Source organism: Bradyrhizobium lablabi (genome assembly GCF_018129385.1).
GTDB classification, from domain to species: Bacteria; Pseudomonadota; Alphaproteobacteria; order Rhizobiales; family Xanthobacteraceae; genus Bradyrhizobium; species Bradyrhizobium lablabi_C.
Genome location: NZ_JAFCLN010000014.1, coordinates 158,116 through 177,059, shown reverse-complemented (window position 1 = coordinate 177,059; position 18,944 = coordinate 158,116). Strand labels below are relative to the sequence as shown.

At 63.2% G+C, this 18,944-nt stretch carries 17 protein-coding genes and 1 pseudogene; 10 read left to right on the top strand and 8 right to left on the bottom strand.

The genetic code is table 11. The annotated features are described in order from the left end of the window. Positions 1-772: 772 nt before the first annotated feature. Positions 773-994 (bottom strand): annotated as a pseudogene (locus tag JQ628_RS34980) (DUF6429 family protein); the annotation flags it as partial. Here JQ628_RS34980 and JQ628_RS24135 point away from each other — a divergent pair. Next, entirely contained in the window at positions 926-1,345 is a 420-nt protein-coding gene (locus tag JQ628_RS24135) for a hypothetical protein (protein WP_212225979.1), read from the top strand. The pseudogene JQ628_RS34980 and the gene JQ628_RS24135 overlap by 69 nt on opposite strands. A 33-nt stretch (positions 1,346-1,378) precedes the next feature. Continuing rightward, the gene (locus tag JQ628_RS24130) at positions 1,379-2,992 is read left to right on the top strand and encodes a Na+/H+ antiporter (RefSeq protein WP_212225936.1); all 1,614 of its coding nucleotides are present in this window, start codon (positions 1,379-1,381) and stop codon (positions 2,990-2,992) included. Between the two features lie 130 nt (positions 2,993-3,122). Here the strand turns inward: JQ628_RS24130 and JQ628_RS24125 are convergent, their stop codons facing one another. Then, a complete protein-coding gene (locus JQ628_RS24125; RefSeq protein WP_249128308.1) occupies positions 3,123-4,094 on the bottom strand; it encodes an N-acetylmuramoyl-L-alanine amidase family protein in 972 nt (323 codons plus the stop codon). Positions 4,095-4,097: 3 nt separating this feature from the next. Then, on the bottom strand, positions 4,098-5,435 hold the full coding sequence (locus JQ628_RS24120) for a Rieske 2Fe-2S domain-containing protein (protein ID WP_212225935.1): 1,338 nt from the start codon (positions 5,433-5,435) through the stop codon (positions 4,098-4,100). A 504-nt stretch (positions 5,436-5,939) separates the two neighbouring features. Between JQ628_RS24120 and JQ628_RS24115 the strand changes: the two genes are divergently transcribed. After that, the gene (locus JQ628_RS24115) at positions 5,940-6,704 is read left to right on the top strand and encodes an outer membrane protein (RefSeq protein WP_212225929.1); all 765 of its coding nucleotides are present in this window, start codon (positions 5,940-5,942) and stop codon (positions 6,702-6,704) included. Between the two features lie 527 nt (positions 6,705-7,231). Further along, the gene (locus tag JQ628_RS24110) at positions 7,232-8,068 is read left to right on the top strand and encodes an outer membrane protein (RefSeq protein ID WP_212225927.1); all 837 of its coding nucleotides are present in this window, start codon (positions 7,232-7,234) and stop codon (positions 8,066-8,068) included. Between the two features lie 69 nt (positions 8,069-8,137). Here the strand turns inward: JQ628_RS24110 and JQ628_RS24105 are convergent, their stop codons facing one another. Further along, on the bottom strand, positions 8,138-9,031 hold the full coding sequence (locus JQ628_RS24105; protein ID WP_212225925.1) for a TauD/TfdA dioxygenase family protein: 894 nt from the start codon (positions 9,029-9,031) through the stop codon (positions 8,138-8,140). 115 nt (positions 9,032-9,146) lie between these two features. Here JQ628_RS24105 and JQ628_RS24100 point away from each other — a divergent pair, with 115 nt between their 5' ends. Beyond that, positions 9,147-9,335 carry a hypothetical protein gene (locus tag JQ628_RS24100; RefSeq protein WP_212225923.1) on the top strand — a complete coding sequence of 63 codons (189 nt, stop codon included), beginning with the start codon at positions 9,147-9,149 and terminating at the stop codon, positions 9,333-9,335. Between the two features lie 164 nt (positions 9,336-9,499). Here the strand turns inward: JQ628_RS24100 and ispG are convergent, their stop codons facing one another. After that, positions 9,500-10,786 carry a flavodoxin-dependent (E)-4-hydroxy-3-methylbut-2-enyl-diphosphate synthase gene (gene ispG, locus JQ628_RS24095; protein WP_212225921.1) on the bottom strand — a complete coding sequence of 429 codons (1,287 nt, stop codon included), beginning with the start codon at positions 10,784-10,786 and terminating at the stop codon, positions 9,500-9,502. 264 nt (positions 10,787-11,050) lie between these two features. On the opposite strand from ispG, the gene JQ628_RS24090 reads away from it, so the two are divergent. After that, complete coding sequence (locus tag JQ628_RS24090) at positions 11,051-11,923, top strand: sulfurtransferase (RefSeq protein ID WP_212225919.1); 873 nt, start codon at positions 11,051-11,053, stop codon at positions 11,921-11,923. 25 nt (positions 11,924-11,948) lie between these two features. Here the strand turns inward: JQ628_RS24090 and JQ628_RS24085 are convergent, their stop codons facing one another. Next, on the bottom strand, positions 11,949-12,602 hold the full coding sequence (locus JQ628_RS24085) for a winged helix-turn-helix transcriptional regulator (RefSeq protein ID WP_212225971.1): 654 nt from the start codon (positions 12,600-12,602) through the stop codon (positions 11,949-11,951). 279 nt (positions 12,603-12,881) lie between these two features. On the opposite strand from JQ628_RS24085, the gene JQ628_RS24080 reads away from it, so the two are divergent. After that, positions 12,882-14,039 carry an acyl-CoA dehydrogenase family protein gene (locus tag JQ628_RS24080; RefSeq protein WP_212225917.1) on the top strand — a complete coding sequence of 386 codons (1,158 nt, stop codon included), beginning with the start codon at positions 12,882-12,884 and terminating at the stop codon, positions 14,037-14,039. A 55-nt stretch (positions 14,040-14,094) separates the two neighbouring features. Here the strand turns inward: JQ628_RS24080 and JQ628_RS24075 are convergent, their stop codons facing one another. Together JQ628_RS24075 and JQ628_RS24070 are read right to left on the bottom strand one after the other, a co-directional pair. Further along, the gene (locus JQ628_RS24075) at positions 14,095-15,036 is read right to left on the bottom strand and encodes a DMT family transporter (RefSeq protein ID WP_212225915.1); all 942 of its coding nucleotides are present in this window, start codon (positions 15,034-15,036) and stop codon (positions 14,095-14,097) included. Positions 15,037-15,073: 37 nt separating this feature from the next. Next, positions 15,074-15,559: a Fur family transcriptional regulator gene (locus tag JQ628_RS24070; RefSeq protein ID WP_212225913.1), complete on the bottom strand. Its 486-nt coding sequence runs from the start codon at positions 15,557-15,559 to the stop codon at positions 15,074-15,076. 163 nt (positions 15,560-15,722) lie between these two features. On the opposite strand from JQ628_RS24070, the gene JQ628_RS24065 reads away from it, so the two are divergent. From JQ628_RS24065 to JQ628_RS24055, 3 genes are read left to right on the top strand one after another with little or no spacing between them, the layout of a single operon-like run. Next, on the top strand, positions 15,723-16,202 hold the full coding sequence (locus tag JQ628_RS24065; RefSeq protein ID WP_212225911.1) for a MarR family winged helix-turn-helix transcriptional regulator: 480 nt from the start codon (positions 15,723-15,725) through the stop codon (positions 16,200-16,202). Next, entirely contained in the window at positions 16,195-17,361 is a 1,167-nt protein-coding gene (locus JQ628_RS24060) for an HlyD family secretion protein (protein ID WP_212225908.1), read from the top strand. Before JQ628_RS24065 ends, JQ628_RS24060 begins: the two co-directional genes overlap by 8 nt. A 6-nt stretch (positions 17,362-17,367) precedes the next feature. Continuing rightward, positions 17,368-18,927, top strand: coding sequence for a DHA2 family efflux MFS transporter permease subunit (locus JQ628_RS24055; RefSeq protein ID WP_212225906.1), 1,560 nt, complete (start codon positions 17,368-17,370; stop codon positions 18,925-18,927). The last annotated feature ends 17 nt before the right edge of the window (positions 18,928-18,944 follow it).

Genomic DNA, 18,944 nt, shown 5'->3' with positions numbered 1-18,944 from the left:
TCCGACATCCCCTGCGCAATGGCTTTACGGCTTATATCGCGCTCTCCCCGGTGAGCGGGCTTGTTGTCACCGTCGCCTGCGGATCTCTCCGCAAGCTTAGCGCCAGCGTCGCGGCGCCAGGACCACACGACTTCGCCGTACGCCCTTGCCCAGTCGTCTGCTGAACAAGCGCGTCCACCGCCTCCCATCCCAACGTTTGGTGGCGATGGCCAACGCCCCTCCTCGGGGATGAGGTGGCGCCGTTATAATTCTGATTTGCCGAAATTGACAAGCGGAATATTTTAGATTTCGGGGCTTGACATGATTTCCGCAAATCAGAAGTGATTTGCCCGTCGTGTTGAATTTATCACAGATCGTTGCCAAGCCGTCATTGCGAGGAGCGTCAGCGACGAAGCAATCCATCGTGCGGCCAGGGGATAGATGGATTGCTTCGCTTCGCTCGCAATGACGGCTGAATCCGTAGCATCCCGAAGCGATGGGTTTCGCTTCGCTCTACCCATCCTACATCTGGATCGTGCGCCTTCGCGGACGATGACAGTGGTATGTGGGGCAGCTACCCCTGCACATTCACCCAGCGCCGGCTGACGGCGACCGGATCGCTGCTCTCCCTCACCTCGTCCTTGTACCGCTCGATCTCGGCGTCATCGACATCGGCATCGCTCATGGCGTAGCTGACGCGCCGCAGGATCGGCCACATCTCGCCGCCCAGGTCTGCCAGATCGACGCTGACGGCCGGATATTTTGCCGGTCCGGAGGCGGGCGCATCGGTGGCAGGCGCCGTGAACATCGCGCTGAACAGCGTCTTCGAGCGCTGCAATCCGTCAGGCGTCAGCTCAATCGAATCTGCATCCTCAGGATCCTCGATCATCCCGCTTTCGTGCAGGCGGCGCAGGACCTCCGGCGCAAAGCCGGCGGAAGCGTGGGATTGATCGTGAAGCGTGAGATGGAGCAGCGCCAGAACGGCGTCATCGATCTTCTTGTTGTCGGTCGCCATCATCAAATCTCTGGTGAGCAATATGGTGATCTCTATGCCTCCGCCTTTGTTCCTGCAACGGCGGACGGATCGCCGGCCTGCCCTACACGATCCCGCATCCGCCCGCGCCGCGAAAGATTGCCGCAGATCACCCGCCACACATTGGTGGAGCCGGAGGCCCGCCGCGTCAGTGCCATCACGACGGCACGTGCGCCGATTTTTTATGGCGGTATCCATTCCTTGCTTTCCCGCCTCCTTCCTGCGCCGTTTGGTACGGAACTTGACATGGAGCGATCTGCGGAGCGTCCGAACCGGCGGTCACAAAATTGGCAGGCATGGCCTGAGCCGCGGATCGCCTCGCCGCTCCATTGACCTCGCCGGACTTCCGCGCGAATGGAAGATATTATGGAAGCCAAATTTCTGATCTTCTTGATCCTGCTCGCTGTGCTGGCGGGCGCGGCGCTGCTCGCCAGGCGAACCAACACCGCACCCGCGATCCTTCTGATGCTCGCCGGCACCGCGCTTGCCTTCGTGCCGGGCATGCCGGCGGTGGAGCTGCCGCCGGACCTGGTGCTGCTGCTGGTGTTGCCGCCGCTGATCTATTCCGCCGGCGTTGCGATGAGCTGGCGCGAATTCCGCTTCAACCTGCGCCTGATCGGCCTGCTCGCGGTCGGCTGCGTGATTTTCACCGCCTTCATGGTCGCGGCCGCCACGCATTACCTGATCGGGCTGCCCTGGAGCGTCGGCTTCCTGCTGGGCGCGATCGTCGCACCGCCCGACGTGGTGGCGCCGCTCGCGATCGCGCGCAAGCTCGGCCTGCCGCGGCGAATACTTGTCGTGCTCGAGGGCGAGGGCTTGGCCAACGACGCCACCGCGCTGATCCTTTACAAGTTCGCGGTCGCCGCGATCACGACCGGACTGTTCTCGCTGCCGCAGGCAGCCGGCACGTTCAGCGCCATCGTCGCAAGTGAAGTCGTATTCGGCCTCGCGGTCGGGTGGCTGTCCTTGCGGGCGCGGCATCATGCCCGCGACCCGCAGATCGAGATCACGCTGTCGCTGATCACACCCTATATCGCGTTCTGGATCCCGCATCATTTCGGCGGCTCCGGGGTGATCGCGACGGTCGCGTGCGGCCTTTACATGAGCTGGAACGGACCGCTGCTGATTTCCGCCGCAACGCGGTTGCAGGGCATCTTCTTCTGGGACCTCGTCATCTACCTGATCGAGGGCATGCTGTTCCTGCTGACCGGCTTCCAGATGCGCTCGCTGGTGGAAAAATCAAAGATGTTTCCGCTCGACGAGATCCTGATGGCGACGGCGCTGGTGCTCACCATCATCGTGGTGGCGCGCTTTGCCTGGGTCTATCCGGCAACCTACGGCCCGCGCTTTTTCAACAAGCGCCTGCGCGAGCGCGATCCCTATCCGCCCTGGCAAAACGTGTTCGTGATCGCGTTCACCGGCGTGCGCGGCGCCGTGTCGCTGGCGGCGGCGCTGGCATTGCCGCTGACGCTGCCGGGCGGCGAAGGCTTTCCCTATCGCGACCTGATCCTGTTCGTCGCCTTCGGCGTCATCTTCGTCACGCTGGTCGGTACCGGGCTGACGCTGCCGCCGGTGGTGCGATGGCTCGGCGTTGCGAAGAACGGCCGCAGCGAGCATGTCGCCGAGCACGAAGCCGAGCTCGCCGCCCGGCGGGAAGCGCTCGCGGCCGCGCTGGCCTCGCTCGATGCCATGACCGACGACCGCGAGTTGTCCGAGGAGGTCATCAAGCTCTTGCGCGCGCGGCACGAAACGCGCACCAACCAGCTCCCCGCGGCACTGGACCCCGACCCCGATACACCCGACGTCACCGCCGTCGGGATCGATCTGACGCGTGAACTGATCGGGATCGAGCGCAAGTTCATCCATGCGCTGCTGCGCGACGGCAAGATCACCGACGAGACGAGGCGGCACATCGAACGCGACCTCGATCTGGAGGAAGCAAGTCTGGAGAACCGGGAATACCAGGTGATCCCGCTTTAGAAGAATGCCTGCCACCGCCGTTGCGAGGAACGGAGCGACGAAGCAATCCATTCTTCGTGCGGCACTATGGATTGCTTCGCTTCGCTCGCAATGACGGCCGATGGAAATCGCTCCGGCAAGCGGCGAGCCGTCACCGCTTGCGCGCGTGACGCGGCGCACTACGCGGCTGTGGCTCCGCCACCCTCCTGGGCGGCGGCTTTGAAACCTGCGGCGCAGGTTTTGAAGCAAGCGCCGGCGCGGTCCCGCGGGTTTCGCAATATTCGATCGCAGCCGATGTCACTGCCGCCGCGACCTTGTTCTTGTGCGTATCGGAGGCCATCACCAGCTCTTCGTCGCGGTTGATGATCGAGCCGGATTCCAGCAGCACGGCCGGCATCGTCGTCATCCGCAGGACGATCAGCTCGTCGTAGCGATAGACGCCGGCATCGATATCGAGCAATTGCCGCTGGTACTTGCCCATGAACCATTGGTCGTACTGGCGGGCGAACTGCAATTCCCGCGCCGCCATCTGGTTGCCGACCAGTTTTGCGAATCTCAGGCTCGCCTCATAGTGCGGATTCTGCCGGGAGACGAACACGGAGTAGCCGCCGAACAAATCGTTGAAGGTGCTCTTCTTGCCGTCGAAATCCCACCTCTCCACGTAGATGTCGGGCACGGAATCGTGGTGGATCGACAGAAAGAGATCGGCGCCCTTCCTGTTGGCGACCGCCACGCGCTTCATCAGGCTTGGCCGCGCCTTGCCCTCGGTGATCAGCAGAAGCGTCTCCGTGAAGCCGTCCGCTTTCAGCTTCTCCTCGATCCGCCTGGCGAGCTTCAGGTTGAACTCGAATTCCGGCACCTTGCGCGCGCTCATGGCGCCGTAGGATTCGGCGGTGTGTCCGACGTCCAGGATGATCCGGAATTTGGATCGGTCGCATTTTGAAGGTGAAGGCTGGGATGCGACGGCGGCCGTGGCGGTAGCGGGAGTGGCCGCCGTGACCTCCGCGGGCGCGGCATATCCGGCGCCGGCCGCCGCGAGCGACGCCGCGACGATCGAGGCGCCGAGGATGCGGCCGACACGCAAGCCACGGCAAGACCCGGCGCTGGTGCCTTCTGACAGCAATCCCTACTCCGCCGCTGCAATCCGCGGCCGGCCGACATAGCCGGCAGCGTCGCCAAACCGCTCGATCATCACCGCCGTCAAATCCTTGGCCTTGCCGGTCACACAGGCGCCGGATCGCACGGCGTAGCGATCCTGATGCGCAAGATGCGGCGGCGCGGTGCCCTGTTGCAAGGCGCGCGCGGCATCCATCACCAGCTTTCGGAAATGCATGATGCCGAGATCGGTGGGGCCGAGATGCTCGCGGGTGCGGTCGGCGATCGGGCCCTGGCTGTCCTGCACGGCGGCGTCCTGCTCGGACACGCCCTTGATCCCGGTGTAGCTCCTGGTCTTCTGAAGCTTGCGGTCGATCAGATAGTCGTTCGCCTTGTTGCGCAACGGCATGTAGTTCTCATCGACCTCCGACATCACGCCGTTGCCGCGGGCATAGCCATCGCGCTCGGCCTGCGTCAGCGGGCGCTCCGGATTCCACACATAGGTATAGATCCAGCAACTGGTGTCGGTCACCGGAATGAAACTCTGGCCAAAGATGTTCTCGCCCGGCATCGAGCTCGGCGCATAGGAATGCACCGGCATCAAATACTGCGCGATGCGCCAGTAGATGTTGTCGCTGCCGGTGAGCCGTCCACCCGCAACCGTGAGGCCGGCCTCGTGCGGATTGATCTTGATCACCGGGCGCGGGTCTTCCGCGATCCAGCGCATGTGCTCGGTGGCGACGCGTACAAGCGGATTCACAAAATGCTTCTTGATGTCGAGGATCTCGTTCTCTTCCTTGTCGAAAGACAGATGTGCGAAGGTGAAATGCGCGGTGTCGATCGAGCCTTCCAGCGCCTGCACCCAGTTGCAGTCCTGCCATTTCTTGGTGACGTAGCGGTGCGCGGCCGGCACCAGCGCCATTTCTAGATCGGGCAATTCCGGCACCTGATCGGCCGGGCCCATATAGGCCCAGATCATGTCGCCCCACTCGCGCACCGGATAGGATTTGATGCGGATGAGATCTTTTGCGTTGAGGTCGGGATAGGAGGTCGGCATGTCGACGCATCGACCGTCGGTATCGAACTTCCAGCCGTGATAGACGCAGCGGATGCCGCATTCTTCGTTGCGGCCGAGCCAGAGATTGGCGCCGCGGTGCGGGCAGTATTGATCGACGATGCCGACCACTCCGCGCGTGTCGCGGAAGGCGAGCAGCTCTTCGCCCATCACCATGATCTTCTTCGGCGGGCCGTCAGCTTCGGGCAGCTCTTCCGATAGCAGCACCGGCAGCCAGAATCGGCGGAGCAATTCGCCCATGCCGGTGCCCGGGCCGCTCTCGGTGAGGAATTTGTTGTCTTCAGCTCGGAGCATCGGCGGTCTCCGGGAGAGCGTGGTTTTTGCTGTTGATCAAGCTTGACGCAGGGGCACCGGGGCGTCAACGCGGGCAATACCGGTGTGCAACGAAACGGCGCGAGCCGTACCGTCATTCGCCGGTCAGCCTTGCTCGACCGGCGACTCGCTGCCCCTGCGTGCATTGCGGGTGCATCGGCGGAGCTTCCATTTACCTTCGATCAACCTTGACACAAATTAGCCATTATGCCAGTCGCGGGTTCCATGTCGGCAGGACGAAACCAAGGTGCCGACCTCACGAAATCGCCGATTGCTCCCTAAAATCAAGGCGATCCATCATCTGATGCCTGTTTCAAGCCGCATGCCCCCGGCTTCGATCGGGAACTCGCGAGCGAAGCCAACGGGTTCCATCCGCGTCGATTGTCGCGCAGTGTTGCAAACCGGTGACGGGATTTCGGGTCCTACTACTGTAAGTTGCCTGCACGCTTTCGCTTCGTTTGTTGTGCAGAAAAAGGGGGACCCCTAATGAAAAAGATCGCACTGGCCGCTGCTGCTGCTTCTCTGCTGCTCACAGGCGCCGCTTCCGCGGCTGACATGGCGCCGCGTTACACCAAGGCTCCGCCGCCGGTGGTCGCCCCCATCTACAACTGGACCGGCTTCTACATCGGTATCAACGGCGGTGGCGGCTGGGCCGACAAGTGCTGGGATATCTTCAACGATGTCGGCTTTCCCATCGCTCCCTTCCGTGAGGGCTGCCACACCGCCAGCGGCGGCACAGTCGGTGGTCAGATCGGCTATCGCTGGCAGGCTGCGCAATGGGTGTTCGGTCTCGAAGCTCAGGGCAACTGGGCCGATTTCAAGGGTTCCAATGCCAGCCTGTTCTTCGCTCCCGGCGCTGCCATCAACCGCACCAAGGTTGATGCGTTCGGCCTGTTCACCGGTCAGGTTGGCTATGCTTGGAACAACTTCCTTTGGTACGTGAAGGGCGGCGCTGCCGTCACCAACGACAAGTACGAAGGCATCATCGGCGGCACCGGCATCGTGTTCGACCGTGCTGAGGAAACCCGCTGGGGCGCTGCGGTCGGCACCGGCATCGAGTACGGCTTCGGCCCGGGCTGGTCGCTCGGCATCGAATACAATCACCTCTTCATGGGTCACCGCGACATCAACCTGACCTTCGTGGCCGCTCCGGGCGTGCTCTCGCGCGGCGAAACGATCCGTCAGGACGTCGACATCGTCACCGCTCGCATCAACTACCGCTTCGGTGGTCCGATCGTCGCGAAGTACTGATCGCTTCTCCTCCCGAACCAATCAAAAGCCCCGGCATCGTCCGGGGCTTTTTCTTTTGCTGGAATGCGCCTCGCGGGGGCGGGAGGCGCACAAAACAGGCGAGGCCTCCTCGTCTCAATTGTCCACGCCTGTTGCCGGCCGGTACTTGCCTTCCAGAACGTCCCCGCTCCTGTTTTCGCAATGAACCATACGTATAATTTCCGCGAGGACGTTGTGCGCGTCGGCGTCAACTACCGCTTCGGCGGCGCTGGCGCGGTCGCCAAGTATTGAGTGCCTTCTCCTCCCTGACAAACTCAAAAGCCCCGGCATCGGCCGGGGCTTTTTTGTTGCTTCAGCACGAGGCGAGTTGCGCGCTCACTATTTTGACGACCAGCGGCCGCAACCACTCCTTGCATCTCACCGTCATTCCCGCCAAGCGGGGCAATTGTCCGCTATTGTTGCCGCCCGGTGACAGACGAAGGCGGGTGTCAGTTGATAGCTAAAGCCAAGGCCCGCTATCGCGCCTTTTTTGGAATGAAGGAATTTTCGTGGTGAAGAAACTCGCGCTGGCAGCAGCTGCCGTCTCCATCCTGTTCACCGGCGCCGCTTCGGCCGCCGACCTCGCTGCCCGTCCCTACACCAAGGCTCCGGCACCGGTCATTGCCGTTTGGAGTTGGACCGGGTTCTATGTGGGAGGCAACGTCGGCGGTCACTGGGGAGACGACCGAATCACTCCCGCTGCGAATCCGGTTGCTTGGGGAGTTGCGGGGGCCGCCGATTTGAACGCTTTCACCCGGACCAATTTGCACCCTCAAGGGGTGATTGCAGGTGTGCAGGCCGGCTACAATTGGCAAACCGGCAACTTTGTTGTCGGCGTTGAGGCCGATGCCAACTGGGTCGATGGCACGGCGACCCGGGTTCAGGTCCCTCCGGTCGGATTTCAGGTCATCAATCCCCTCGACGTAATGACCAATTCGAGCAAGCAAACATTCCTGGGAACAGTCCGCGGAAGGTTGGGCTTGGCGGCGGCTGACGCACTCTTTTATGTCACTGGCGGTTTGGCTGTAGGAAACCTGAAGACGACCGATACATTTTGCTCGTTCGGTGCCCCTTGCATTGATCCCGGCGATCTTGGCGTCGTGAACTCTTCAGTGACCCGTGCCGGCTGGACGGTTGGCGGCGGCATCGAGTATCACGTTGCTGGAAACTGGACGGTCAAGGCTGAGTATCTCTACGTCGACCTCGGATCGTACGCGACAAGCATTCCCGGGTGCGCAAATTGCCTTCCGGGCGCGGACATCACCGTCAATCACAAGTTCACGGATCACGTTGGGCGCGTCGGTGTGAACTACAAGTTCGGCGGCCCGGTCGTCGCCAGGTACTGATCGACGCTTCTCCCGACAAATAAAGCCCCGGCATCGTCCGGGGCTTTTCTTTGCGCTGACGCTCAGTGCCTACGCCGGCCGCTCGCCCTTCACCGTCACGCGGGTGCCCGACCTCGTGTGCGGCCAGTAATCCCACATGGCGCGATGCTGGGCGCAGCGGTTGTCCCAGAACGCGATGGCATTCTCGGTCCAGCGGAAGCGGCACTGGAACAACGGGTTTTCCGCATGCTGGTAGAGATAGGCCAGCATGGCGTCGCTCTCGTCGCGGGGGATGCCGATGATGTGGCGGGTGAAGCCGCGGTTGACATAGAGCGCCTTCCTGGCCGTCACCGGATGGGTGCGAATCACCGGATGCTCGGCGCTCGGATAGCTGGGTCGGTCGGCGACGCCGTAATTGGCGTAGAGCCCGCGATAGGCCTGCTCGCCGTCATGCAGCGCGGTCAGCCCGTCGAGATAGGTTTTCATGCGGTCCGACAATGCGTCATAGGCGGCGTACATGTTGGCAAACAGCGTGTCGCCGCCGCGCGGCGGGCACTGCTTGATGTAGAGGATCGAGCCCATCGGCGGCTCGAGATCGCAGGACACGTCCGAATGCCAGCCCTCGCCATTGGCGCGCGGTGAATCCTTGTCGGCATAGATTTTCATCAAGGCCGGATCGCCTTCGTTGGGCGCTGCGGGATGCACATGCAGCTCGCCGAATTTTCGGCCGAAGGCGAGATGTTGCTGTGGCGTGATGTGCTGGTCGCGGAAGAAGATCACGAGGTTTTCGGCAAGCGCGCGGTGGATCTCATCCATCTGCCGGTTGGAGCGCGATTCGTCCGAGACGAGCTTGCCGATGTCGACGCCGGTGATCTCAGCGCCGATGATCGGCGTGAGCTTTTCGACTGCGATGGTTTCGTAGGGGTCGGCCTCACCGGCGATGTGACGGTAGCGCGGGCCTTGTTTGCCGGACAGCGAGCTCATGCGATCCTCCCAATGATTATTATTTCTTGCCATCGTAGCCGGGATGACATGAAGAGCAATCCAGACCGGCGAAAATCTGATACGCTTGCGCTGCATTGGCGAACGGGAGGCGGAAATGGTTGAACAAGGCCGCTCCGATGAATCTAAGACGCCCGCACAGACCAAAGATGGAAAAGCCCATCCGATACTCGGCGCATTGAGGGGTACCGTATTCATTCCGCCGGGAGTGGATCTTACGGAGCCAGCCGATCCCGAATGGGCCGACATCGCGGAAAGAAAAGCAATTTCACCCGCGCAGCGTTAGCTCGTCGGCTGTAGACGCGGCAGCAGTGTACGGCGGGTTAACCTGACGCTCACGCGCACAAAAAAGCGGATTACGCTTGCGCTAACCCGCCCTACGACACCATGCCTGAAACTTCGATATCCCGGGTTCGATGCTGACGCATCGCCCCGGGATGACGCCTTGCGTCACTCAGCTGCCGTGGTCTCCGGCAGCTTGGCGCCATTGCCGTAGCGCTGGTCGATGTAGTCGATGACGAGCGCCTTGAAGTCGGCGGCAATCGTCGCGCCGCGCAGGGTGCGGAATTTCTTGCCGTCGACGAACACCGGTGCCGCGGGCGCCTCGCCGGTGCCCGGCAGGGAGATGCCGATATTGGCATGCTTGGATTCGCCGGGGCCGTTGACGATGCAGCCCATGACCGCGACGTTGAGCTGCTCGACGCCCGGATATTTCGTCTTCCAGCTCGGCATCTCATCGCGGATGAAATCCTGGATCGAGCGCGCCAGTTCCTGGAACGTGGTCGAGGTGGTGCGGCCGCAGCCGGGACAGGCCGCAACCAGCGGCACAAAGGTGCGGAAACCCATGGTCTGCAACAGTTCCTGCGCGACCTGCACTTCGAGGGTGCGGTCACCGCCGGGCTCGGGCGTCAGCGAAATGCGGATGGTATCGCCAATGCCCTGCTGGAGCAAAATGCCGAGCGCGGCGGAGGAGGCGACGATGCCCTTCGAGCCCATGCCGGCCTCGGTAAGGCCAAGATGGATCGCGTAATCCGAGCGGCGCGCCAGCTCCTGATAGACCGCGATCAGATCCTGCACGGCGGAAACCTTTGCCGACAGGATCATGCGGTTCTTCGGCATGCCGAGTTCCTGCGCGCGGGCGGCCGACAGCAGCGCCGACTGCACCATGGCCTCGCGCGTAACCGCGCGGGCATCGCGCGGATTGGGCGAAGCGGTGTTCTCGTCCATCAGTTTTGTGAGCAGTTCCTGGTCGAGCGAGCCCCAATTGGCGCCGATGCGCACCGGCTTGTTGTTCTTGTTGGCGATCTCGATGATGTCGGCAAATTGCGTGTCGCGCTTGTTCTTGAAGCCGACATTGCCGGGATTGATGCGGTATTTGTCGAGCGCTTCCGCGCAGGCCGGATATTCGGCCAGCAGCTTGTGGCCGATATAATGGAAATCGCCGATCAGGGGCGTGGTGATGCCGCGCTTGCGCAGGCCGTCGCGGATATGCGGCACGGCGGCGGCGGCTTCCTCGCGGTCCACCGTGATGCGCACCATTTCCGAACCGGCGCGCGACAGCGCCGCCACTTGCGCGATCGTGCCCTCGACGTCGGCGGTGTCGGTATTGGTCATCGACTGCACGACAATCGGCGCGCCCCCGCCGACGGCGACATTGCCGACCATGACTTGCGTGGTTTGGTGCCGCGGCGCCGGGCCGGCGACATCGGATGGGATGATGGTTTCGGGCTTGTTCATGCGGTCTCGAATATCAGGTTTTGGTGACATTCACCAAGGGGGCGGTTCAGCGGATGAGCCTTGCGCGGGATGCGGAACCATAACCGCCAGAAATGAAGATTTCCTTCGCCTGTTCAGTGACTTATGTCACCGTTTCGGGATTAGCGGCCCCCCTGCGTGAGGCCTATATCGGGGCTGAAATGGTGAGATTAAAGGGCCGCACCGTCTTTCCAGCGACACAAGCGGAGGCCTAGCATTGCCGCCACAACATCAAGGGAGCGACAGATGCCGGAGCGTGGCGGGCTGATCTCGACCGAGGAACTTGCCGGCCTCATCAACCAGGGCAACCTGCGCATCTACGACTGCACCACCTATCTCGACTATCAACCGGAAGGCAGCCCCGTCCCCTATATCGCCAGGCCCGGCACGCGCACCTTCGAGGAGGGCCATATTCCCGGAGCCGACTTTCTCGATCTACAGGGCGAGTTCTCGGACAAAAGCAGCGCGCTGCACTTCATGATGGCGCCAACCGCGCAACTCGAAGCCGCATTCGGCCGCCATGGCCTCGGCAATGACAGCCGCGCCGTGCTCTACTCGATCGGCAACATGATGTGGTCGACGCGGTTCTGGTGGATGCTGCAATCGCTCGGCTTCGACGCGCTCGTGCTCGATGGCGGTTTCGATAAATGGAAGGCCGAAGGCCGCGCGATCGAGACCGGACCGGCGAAGGGCTATCCGCCGGCGGCATTTACCGCAAAGCCGCGCGCAGGATATTTCGTCGACAGCCGGCAAACGCTGAAGGCCAGCAGCGAGGCCGGCAGCGTCGTCGTCAACGCGCTCGGGCCGCAATTCCACAAGGGCCTGGAGCCGAGCCGCTACGGCCGACCGGGACGCATTCCCGGCAGCGTGAACGTGTCGGCGGCGACGCTGGTCGATCCGGAAGAAAAAACCTTCCTGCCGCTCACGGAAGCCGAGAAGAAATTCGCCAGCGCCGGCGTCACAAAGAACAAACGCGTGGTCGCCTATTGCGGCGGCGGCATCTCCGCGACGATGGATTTGCTCCAGCTCCACCGGCTCGGCTACCAAAACCTCACGCTCTATGACGGCTCGATGGGCGAATGGGCGAAGGATGAGTCGCTGCCGATCGAGACGGGCTAGTGACGCTCGCGGAAGATCGTTGAAGCTACGGCACTGCGCGCTCGCCCTGGGCGAAGGGGCTGAGGCCCAGCCATTGCTGCATCGATCTGGCGATCGACTTGTCGCCGGTGACCTTGATGCGGCCGGCCTCGACCTCGCTGCCGAGTTTTGCGATGCCCATCCACACCGCTGTCATGGCGCGCAGCGGACAAGTGACATAGAGATCGACGTCGTAGCCGGGATCGGTGAGGCAGAGATCGACCTTTTCGCCGTCGACCACCAGCCACCATGATTTGCGATCGGGCCGCATCTCCGGATAGATGAAATTGATGGTGGTGCGGCGCGGCGGCAGCGGCATCGGCTGTAGGTTGCGCCGCATGTCCCACATCAGCAGTGCCGGATCGAGATTTTTCAGCGACAGCGTCGATTCGACCCAGCGCTGCCCCCAGAAGCCGAGCGACATGATGACGGGCCGAAGATCCTCGCCCGCTGCGGTTGGCTTGTAGTCCATCACGCCGGGCTGGCCGGTCGGCGTCGCCGCGATTACGCCGGCCTCTTCCAGCTCCTTCAGCCGCTTCGACAACAGCGTCGGCGACATCCGCGGCACGCCGCGGCGCAGATCGTTGAAGCGCGTGGTGCCGCAGAGCAGTTCGCGCAGCACCAGGGCGGTCCACCGGTTGCAAAAGATTTCCGCCGCCATCGCGACGGGGCAGAACTGCCCATAGCTTCCGCGGTCGCTTCTGTCGGGCAAGAAGGGGCTCCTTATGCACGCGAAGGGGAAGTACAGATACTATACCGGTCGGCCCCCCCGGCCGCCACATTGCTGCGAATATTGCTGCAATTGCAGTGAGCTGGTTCACATGCGGCGCCTTGCCGCCGTGGCAGTACAGTTCCTGAACTGGAGGGCGTTTTGGGCCGTGCCTAGTCTGCGCGGCATCGACATCTGGCCCCCGCAAGATGTCCCATTGGAGGGAGCATCATGACCAGCAATGCAGCACGCCGCATCGATGCGGCAACTCACCGCACACCTGCCGACATCGCCCGCGAACTCGGCCCCGTCTTCGCCGAACGCGCCGCATCCGCCGCCGACGAGGACCAGTTCGTCGCCGACAATTTCGCCGCGCTGAAGGAGGCCGGCCTCGTCGAGGCCGGCGTGCCCACTGAGCTCGGCGGCGGCGGCGCCAGCATCGACGAGCTGGCCGAAATGCTGCGCATTCTCGCCCGGCATTGCGGCTCCACCGCGCTGGCGTTTTCCATGCACACCCACCAGGTCGCAATTCCCGCCTGGCGCTGGCGGGTTCAGACGGCGGCTCCGGTAGAGCCCCTGCTCAAGCGCATCGCGGCCGAGCGAATCTTTTTGCTTTCGAGCGGCGGCAGCGACTGGATCGGCGGATCCGGCAAGGCCGAGAAGGTCGACGGCGGCTACCGCATCACGGCGCGAAAAGTGTTTGCCTCCGGCTCGCCGGCTGCCAACCTCTTCATGACAACCGCTGTCCTGGAGGGCGAAGGCGAGGGCCCGCAGGTGCTGCACTTCGGCGTCCCCATGAATTCGCCCGCAGTGAAGGTGATGGACAACTGGCGCACGCTCGGCATGCGCGGCACCGGCTCCAACGACGTCATGATCGACGGCCATGTGGTGCCGGAGGCGGCGGTCGCCGTGAAGCGCAAGGCCGGCGAATGGCATCCGCTGTTCCAGATCATCGCGACCATTGCGTTCCCGCTTGTCTACTCGGTCTATCTTGGTGTCGCCGAGAGCGCCCGCGACATCGCGATCGCGACTTCCAAGCGGAAGAAGGCAGATCAGCACATGATCCAGCTCGCCGGCCGTATGGACACGGAGCTTGCCGCCGCACGCCTCGCCCGCGAATTCATGCTGGCGGCGGTACGGCTGGATGCACCCTCGGCCGAGACCATCAACCAGGTGATGATGGGCCGCACGCTCGTGGCGCGGCATGCCATTGCCACCGTCGAGCTTGCGATGGAGCTTGCCGGCGGCGCCGGCTTCTACCGTTCGACCGGACTGGAGCGGCGCTTCCGCGACATCCAGGCCGCCCGCTACCACCCGCTACAGGCCGGTCCGCAGGCGCAATATGCCGGCTCGATGGCGCTGGGCCTGCCGGTGGACAAGGTGTTTTGAGTCAGGACAACGCCTTTGCTCTGCGGCGTAATTGCGCCGCAGAGCTTGTGCCGGGCTAAACGTTCGGATCAGGCGCCACTTCCGCCCGCGCCGATTCCGGCCGGTTGACCAGATACAGCCCTGCGATCACCAGCAGCGCCGCGGCAGCGAAGGCGAGCGTCAGCTTGTCGTGCATGATGAAATAGCTGGCGGCCACGCCGAACAGCGGGGTGATGAAGGTGAAGGCGGAGAGCTTGCTGGCCGAATAGGCCTTCACCAGCGCAAACCACAGCAGGAATGTCAGCCCGACCACCCAGAACGCCTGATAGGCCAAAAGGGACAGCGACAGCGCGCTCGGCATATGCGTGAGCGTCTCGCCGCTGAACCAGGCCGCCATCACAAAAATCGGAATCGAAATCGCGACCTGGTAGCCGAGCCCCTTTTCCGCGGGTGCGCGGATCAACGGCGTTGCCTTCACGATCAGCGTGGTCGCCGCCCACAGCGCACCGCCGGCGACGATCAGGAGATCGCCGAGCAGCACTTTCGCATCGACGTCGGCCTGCGGCACGCCGATGGCGAGCGCGACGCCGGCAAAGCTCAGGGCGAGACCTGCCCATTGCGACGCCCGCAATCGCTCGCCGAGGAAAGCGTAGGAGCCGAGCGCGACGAAGAACGGCGCGATATAGAGAAACACCACCGCGCGGGAGGCCGAAGTGTACAGCAGGCCCTGATAGATCAGCACGAATTCGACGCCGAAGATGATGCCGTTGGCGACGCCTGCCCACAGCGTGCCATCGCGCTCGAAGAACTTGACGCCGCGCGCCCAGCCGATGATCAGCAGCACCGGCAGTGCGCCGGAAGAACGCGCCAGCGCCTGGAGCATCGGAGGCACGTCCGGCAATACCAACTTGACCGCGATCTGGTTGAAACCCCAGCTCAGGCAGAGCATCAGCATGAGCGCGATGGCGCCCGGGCTCAGCGCGCGGGCGGCAGAAGGTGTGATTGATGTGGCAGACATCGATCCTCGTTGGCCGGCTTGGTCGCCGTGTTCTTGTCTATTTCTGGCAGTGTGCGCAGGTGCCCGATATCTCGACCACCGACATCTTTGGCGCAAATCCGGAGGCGCGGGCGGCGGCGTTGACGCTTTGCGCCACCGGCGCCGCCGGGATTTCGCCGACCGAGCCGCACTGATCGCAGATCAGGAAAGCCACCATCGAGGTGGCGTCATGGTCGTGCGCACAGGCGAGATAGGCGTTGCGGCTCTCGATGCGGTGCACGAGGCCGTTCTCCATCAGGAAATCGAGCGCGCGATAGACCGTGATCGGCGCCGGTCGCGGCATCGATTTGGCAAGCTCATCGATCACCTCATAGGCCCCTAACGGGCGGTGGCTGGAGAGCAAGGCCTCCAGCACCTGGCGGCGGATCGGGGTGAATTTTTGCCCCCGCCTGGCGCAGACCTGTTCCGCATGCGCGATCGCGTCCGCGGCACAGCGGCCGTGATCGTGGTCAGGTGCGGGAAAGGCGGGTTTTGCCGGGGTCATCTCGGTTCGATGTGTAGCATTTTCGTCAGCAATCCCAAAGCGGTCCGGCGAGGCGCGCTTCAGCCATGTGCTTCGGTCAGGTCTGCCCCCTGTTAAGAAGCCGTGCGGAATTCATGAGCTAGCTTATTATATCCCAGGCTTATCGAGAGGAGCGAGGCGACCCATGCGCGGTTCCGTGGACATGAACTTCCTTTTTACGCTCGGCGAGGTGCAGCGCATGGTGCGCGCCTGGGCCGACAAGGAGGCGGCGCGTTACGGCATTACCCGTGCGCAATGGGCCGTGCTGGCCAAGGTCGAGCGCAACGAAGGCATGAAGCAGTCGGAGCTCGCCGAGCAGATGGAGATGCAGCCGATCACGCTGACGCGCCTGATCGACAAGCTCTGCGACAACGGTCTTATCGAGCGCCGCGGCGACGAAACCGACCGCCGCGTCAACCGCCTCCATCTGAAGAAGGCCGCCCGCCCGTTGCTCGGCAAGCTCGCAGGCCTCCGCTCCGAACTCACCGCGACCGCGCTGGAAGGCATCAATCCCACCGATGCGCACCGCCTGCTCGCACAACTGGAAACCATCAAGGAAAACGTCCGCAACGCGGTCCAGAACCCGTCGGGCGAACCTTCGCGAAAGGAACAGCGCTATGGCTGATCCCGTCCCCCTCAAATTCCCGCCCGAACAGAAGGGCGCTCCCACTTCGCGGCCCAAGCTCGCCGCCGAGCCGCGCCGCCGCCTGCTGGCGGGGTTGCGGCGCTATCGCCGCTTCCTGCTGCTGGTGGTGCTGCCGCTGGTGGCGCTGGTTGCCGGCGTGACGTTCTATCTGAACGGCGGCCGCTACGTGACCACCGACGACGCCTATGTCGGCGCACAAAAGGTGCTGGTCACGCCCGATGTCTCCGGCAAGATCATCAGCGTCGCGGTGAAGGAAGGCCAGAAGGTCAAGACCGGCGATCCGCTGTTCCAGATCGACCCGGTACCCTACCAGCTCGCGCTGGCGCAGGCGCGCGGCAAGCTCGAAGATGCCAAGACCAGCCACGCCAATCTCGTCGCCAACGTAAAACTCTATTCGCAGACGCTGGAGATCGTGGGCGCCGGCATTACGATCAAACAGCGCGACGTCGAGCGTAAATCGTCGCTGGTGAAGAACAACGTAGGCTCGCAGCTCGACCTCGACAAATCCTCGACCGATCTGGTGACGGCGCAGGCGCAGCAGCAGCTCGTCAGGCAGCAGCAATCGAATGCGCTGACCCAGTTGCTCGGCAACCCCGATCTGCCGCTCGAGCAGTTCCCGGCCTACATCCAGGCCAAGGCCGCGCTCGACGACGCGCAGCGCAACCTCGACCTCTCCACGGTGCGCGCATCGATGAACGGCACCGCGACACAGGTCGAGCAGATCCAGCTCGGCCGCTTCGTCACCGCCGGCACGCCGGTGTTCTCGGTGATCGATGTCGCCAATCCCTGGGTCGACGCCAATCCGAAGGAAAGCGATTTCACCTATGTCGCCGTCGGCCAGAGCGTCACGCTCGAGGTCGATGCCTTCCCCAGCCACGTCTTCAAGGGCACGGTCGGCTCGCTCTCTCCCGGCACCGGCGCGCAGTTCGCAATCCTGCCGCCGCAGAACGCCATGGGCAATTTCGTCAAGGTGGTGCAGCGCGTGCCGGTGCGGATCTATTTCGACAAGGACGATCCGATGGTGAAAAAGCTGAAGGCGGGCATGAGCGTCTATGCCACCATCGACACCAAGCACCAGCGTTCGCTCGCCGGGCTGCTTGGCATGAGGCCCGCAGTGGCCGCGCACGAGCAGGACTGATCGCACATGAACGCCACGGCGCCACCGTCCAGCATGGTTCCCGGCCTGCGCCGGACCATGGTGACGATCTGCGCCATGACGGCAACCATCATGCAGGCGCTGGACACCACCATCGCCAATGTCGCGCTGCCCTACATGCAGGGCACGCTGTCGGCCTCGCAAGACCAGATCAACTGGGTGCTGACCTCCTATATCGTTGCGGCTGCGATCATGACCGCGCCGGTGGGCTGGATCGCGAATCGTTTTGGCCGCAAGCGCATCTTCATCATCTGCTCGGCCGGATTCACCGTCGCCTCGGTGCTGTGCGGCCTCGCCCAGGACATCAACCAGATGGTGCTGTTCCGCCTGATGCAGGGCGTGTTCGGCGCCGCGCTGGTGCCGCTGTCGCAGGCCGTGATGCTGGATTCCTACACGCTCCAGGAACGCGCCAAAGCGATGTCGATCTGGGGCATGGGCGTGATGATGGGCCCGATCATGGGGCCGTCGCTCGGGGCGTGGCTGACCGAGACCTATTCCTGGCACTGGGTGTTCTTCGTCAACCTGCCGTTCGGCATCATCACCGTGCTCGGGCTCGTTATCTTCATGGACGAAACCAGGCAGAACACGGCCCTGCGCTTCGACTGGTTCGGCTTCACCGCGCTCGCGGTCGCCATCGGCTCCCTTCAGCTTGCGCTCGACCGCGGCGAGCAGCTTGGCTGGCTCGAATCCAACGAGATCATCGCCGAGTTCATCATCTCTGCGATCGGCTTCTACTACTTCCTCGCGCATTCGCTGACGACGTCACAGCCGTTCATCCAGTTCGCGCTGTTCAAGGACAAGAATTTCGTCGGCGGCTGCGTGTTCATGACGGTGATGGGACTGGTGCTGTTCTCGACCATGGCGCTGTCCTCGCCGTTCCTACAGAACGTGATCGGCTATCCCATCATCACCGCAGGCTTGTTGCTCGCGAGCCGCGGCTGCGGCACGTTCGTCGCCATGATGCTGGTCGGCCGCATGATGCGCTACATCGAGGCGCGCACGCTGATCATCGCCGGCCTCAGCCTCACCTGCGCCTCGCTGTACTACATGACGTTCTGGACCGACCAGACCGGCGTGCCGGAGATCGTGACCGTCAGCATTGTCCAGGGCTTTGGTTTTGGCCTGGTGTTCGTGCCGCTGTCGACGGTGGCGTTCCTGACGCTGCCGAACCACCTGCGCACCGACGGCACCTCGATGCTGACTCTGCTGCGCAACGTTGCGAGCTCGGTCGGCATCTCGCTGGTGATCGCGCAACTGACGCAGGGCACGCGCTACAACCACGCCATCCTGAACGAGCACATCAACCCGTTCAACCACGCCATGCAGATGCCACAGGTCCGCAGCATGCTCGACATGGCGACCGACAAGGGCCGCGCCATGGCGGACCTGATCGTCACCACGCAGGCGCAGATCATCGCCTTCTCGCAGGACTACCAGATGGTGATGATCTTCACGGCCCTGGTGATCCCGCTGGCGATCATGATCGGCTCGACCAAGGCCGCGCTGCGCAAGCAAGCGGCCGGGCCGGAACATGCGGTGATGGAGTAGCTTGCCGATCGTTTGAG

What these genes read in the sequence shown, in the direction of transcription:
- JQ628_RS24130 (WP_212225936.1), top strand. Translation starts at nt 1,379, where the DNA reads ATGGAAGCCAAATTTCTGATCTTCTTGATCCTGCTCGCTGTGCTGGCG.
- JQ628_RS24120 (WP_212225935.1), bottom strand. Translation starts at nt 5,435, where the DNA reads ATGCTCCGAGCTGAAGACAACAAATTCCTCACCGAGAGCGGCCCGGGC.
- JQ628_RS24115 (WP_212225929.1), top strand. Translation starts at nt 5,940, where the DNA reads ATGAAAAAGATCGCACTGGCCGCTGCTGCTGCTTCTCTGCTGCTCACA.
- JQ628_RS24105 (WP_212225925.1), bottom strand. Translation starts at nt 9,031, where the DNA reads ATGAGCTCGCTGTCCGGCAAACAAGGCCCGCGCTACCGTCACATCGCC.
- JQ628_RS24100 (WP_212225923.1), top strand. Translation starts at nt 9,147, where the DNA reads ATGGTTGAACAAGGCCGCTCCGATGAATCTAAGACGCCCGCACAGACC.
- ispG (WP_212225921.1), bottom strand. Translation starts at nt 10,786, where the DNA reads ATGAACAAGCCCGAAACCATCATCCCATCCGATGTCGCCGGCCCGGCG.
- JQ628_RS24090 (WP_212225919.1), top strand. Translation starts at nt 11,051, where the DNA reads ATGCCGGAGCGTGGCGGGCTGATCTCGACCGAGGAACTTGCCGGCCTC.
- JQ628_RS24085 (WP_212225971.1), bottom strand. Translation starts at nt 12,602, where the DNA reads ATGGCGGCGGAAATCTTTTGCAACCGGTGGACCGCCCTGGTGCTGCGC.
- JQ628_RS24080 (WP_212225917.1), top strand. Translation starts at nt 12,882, where the DNA reads ATGACCAGCAATGCAGCACGCCGCATCGATGCGGCAACTCACCGCACA.
- JQ628_RS24075 (WP_212225915.1), bottom strand. Translation starts at nt 15,036, where the DNA reads ATGTCTGCCACATCAATCACACCTTCTGCCGCCCGCGCGCTGAGCCCG.
- JQ628_RS24070 (WP_212225913.1), bottom strand. Translation starts at nt 15,559, where the DNA reads ATGACCCCGGCAAAACCCGCCTTTCCCGCACCTGACCACGATCACGGC.
- JQ628_RS24065 (WP_212225911.1), top strand. Translation starts at nt 15,723, where the DNA reads ATGCGCGGTTCCGTGGACATGAACTTCCTTTTTACGCTCGGCGAGGTG.
- JQ628_RS24060 (WP_212225908.1), top strand. Translation starts at nt 16,195, where the DNA reads ATGGCTGATCCCGTCCCCCTCAAATTCCCGCCCGAACAGAAGGGCGCT.
- JQ628_RS24055 (WP_212225906.1), top strand. Translation starts at nt 17,368, where the DNA reads ATGAACGCCACGGCGCCACCGTCCAGCATGGTTCCCGGCCTGCGCCGG.